The following is a 2,285-nucleotide window of genomic DNA, read 5'->3' on the forward strand; positions in this document are numbered from 1 at the left end:
TTATTTTTTTACATTCTTTGCTTTTTTCCATTGTACCCTACTCATCCCTAGCAATATCAAAATGATCGCAGTCTGCATGATAGGCACCCCAGCACCTGTATAGACACTTAAAAAGTACTCTTTTTGTTCTGGCGAATAAGAGCAGAACCATGAAACTCCAAATAAAAACAGGAATTGCGTCAGAACTAACCCTAAAAAAATCACCAAAATTGAACAATAAAGTTTTTTATCCTTTTTCGCATGGAAAACTCCAATCGCTAAAAACAGGCTGCTTACTAGAGAAAAGATAAGAATCACACCACTGGTCTTCTGATAAAGTGTAATGAAGCTTGTAGCTATTTTTGCTGGTCTCGATAGAACCAAGACCGGTGTATGCGGGTCTTCACTATTGATCCAATTATTTAATAGAGGGACTCGCAATAATTTTTGTGCTTGCTCTACTTCATCATGTGTACCAAAGCTATAATTTCCCCCTTGATGGAAGTCTTTATAAAAAAGGTTATAAGTATATGCTGTTTTAAAAAAGTCGAGCAGTACAGGAACATCACTTGCTATCTTTCCATCTCCAGTTCCCATTAAATAGAACTCTTTCTTTTTCTTCAATTTTCCCGTCTCATATGCTTTTGCTAATTCCTCGTTCACTTTTTTCCAAAAATCATTTGTTTGTTTCGCATTATTATGATAATACCCAGATTCACTGATCACATCTCTTAATGCCCAAAAAATGATATCTCCTTTTAATTCCTTCACTTTTCCTGCTTCCGTCCAAGCATGCGTAGTATACAATTCATTGATTCGATCAGCTTCTTTTGAAAAAGTTGGCGAAGCCGCCACTGCTTTATTTAGTGCTTCATGTGATACCCAAATCCGACTATTTTTTTCATTTATATCTGTTCCATCATCTAAACGGATCAGATTTTTCATTACTTGCGCAAATTCGCCACTGGAACGGTCATTTAGTGTATTTAACCCATATACTTCCTCATTCTTATGTCCTAAGAATTGAGACGTTAACATGAAAGTCACTGCAGGAAGTACAAATAAACACAGCTTTCCTACTTTTTGTTTATTGATTTTCAACTGGGCTGTCATCAGCTTTTTCTCTTTTTTTATTTTAAAATCTGGGCCTATAATTATTTGGATAAAACTAATCAATAATGCCATTACAACAAATGGAAGCAACCAAATGGAGTCCTCACGTATAAACCAGTAAAAAGGAAAAATAATGGCTAGTATAGTGATCCACGGTAAAATACTTTTGATGGAGCGATATTTTCTAAAATAGATAGCTAATAAGCAAGCCACTATCACTGTCACTGACGGGATAACAATTGCATTTCGATAGATTCGAGTAGAATATTCAGTTGTAAAACTAATCGGTGAAAACAAGAAATAGAGATAGATAATAAGTAAGTACCCTCGATTTTTGGCAATGGGTCGTAAACTTAATGCCATCAAGAAACTCGCAAAAATATTGAAACTTCCAAATAGTATCGAGTATGGAAGATGCAGCTTATTTGCTAAAGCTAGAAACAAACTGTAAGAAATCCCTTTTGAGAGAGTTTTCGAATCATAATCTCCTAACCAATTCCCTTTTAACAAATTTTGTGCATGATGAATAAACAGCTGATCGTCATACGCCGCTGTCATATCGATACTGTATGTTGCTTTATAGTATAAGTAAAGACGAAACAATGTAAGTATAATGGCAGTTCCTAGAATAAAGTAACTTGCTTTGCCTTTGCAATAAGTAAGTGCTGCTTGCATTTTCTTCATTGATCAAATCCTTTCCTTCGGTTTACCTCACCTTTTGTTCTCCTATTGAGAAAATCATTTTTTACCTGATTCAACATCGTCACCCCTTGATTTGTTCTCGAAATAATTATATCAAAATAAACTGACAACAACGCAACTTTATGGAAATTTATGTACTTGTTCGCTAAATGAATCTCTGTGATACAGTCCATTAAATCAATCATTTCGTCTGTGATAGGCTATTATTCATGGATTTTTTTGCCCAATCTCGCTGTCTTTCTGATTCTAGGAATATTGTTCTTGCACAACTAAAATAGTTGATTGCAGTAACTCTTCGAGAGGCTGGCGTTCCACTTGAGGATATAAAAGAGTTGTTGGGACACAAAGATATTTCCACTACTCAAATTTATGCTCAAGTTTCAACGGAGGTCATTGAACGAGCATCAAATAAGTTCAATGATTACATCAATAATCAGGAACGAAAAGTTTCTGGCCAAATCATTTCGTTACCAAAAAAGGATGGCTAAAAA

At 35.0% G+C, this 2,285-nt stretch carries 2 protein-coding genes; one reads left to right on the plus strand and one right to left on the minus strand.

The genetic code is table 11. The features are described 5' to 3' along the window. Window positions 1-1,776, minus strand: coding sequence for a hypothetical protein (locus ED2_RS14405; RefSeq protein ID WP_016176421.1), 1,776 nt, complete (start codon window positions 1,774-1,776; stop codon window positions 1-3). Window positions 1,777-2,072: 296 nt separating this feature from the next. Between ED2_RS14405 and ED2_RS14410 the strand changes: the two genes are divergently transcribed. Beyond that, window positions 2,073-2,282 carry a tyrosine-type recombinase/integrase gene (locus ED2_RS14410; RefSeq protein ID WP_025479953.1) on the plus strand — a complete coding sequence of 70 codons (210 nt, stop codon included), beginning with the start codon at window positions 2,073-2,075 and terminating at the stop codon, window positions 2,280-2,282. The last annotated feature ends 3 nt before the right edge of the window (window positions 2,283-2,285 follow it).

The sequence above is a fragment of the Enterococcus durans NBRC 100479 = LMG 10746 genome, from assembly GCF_001544215.1.
Lineage (GTDB): Bacteria > Bacillota > Bacilli > Lactobacillales > Enterococcaceae > Enterococcus_B > Enterococcus_B durans.

Excerpts from the sequence above, each read along its gene's own strand:
- ED2_RS14405 (WP_016176421.1), bottom strand. The coding sequence starts at position 1,776 with ATGAAGAAAATGCAAGCAGCACTTACTTATTGCAAAGGCAAAGCAAGT.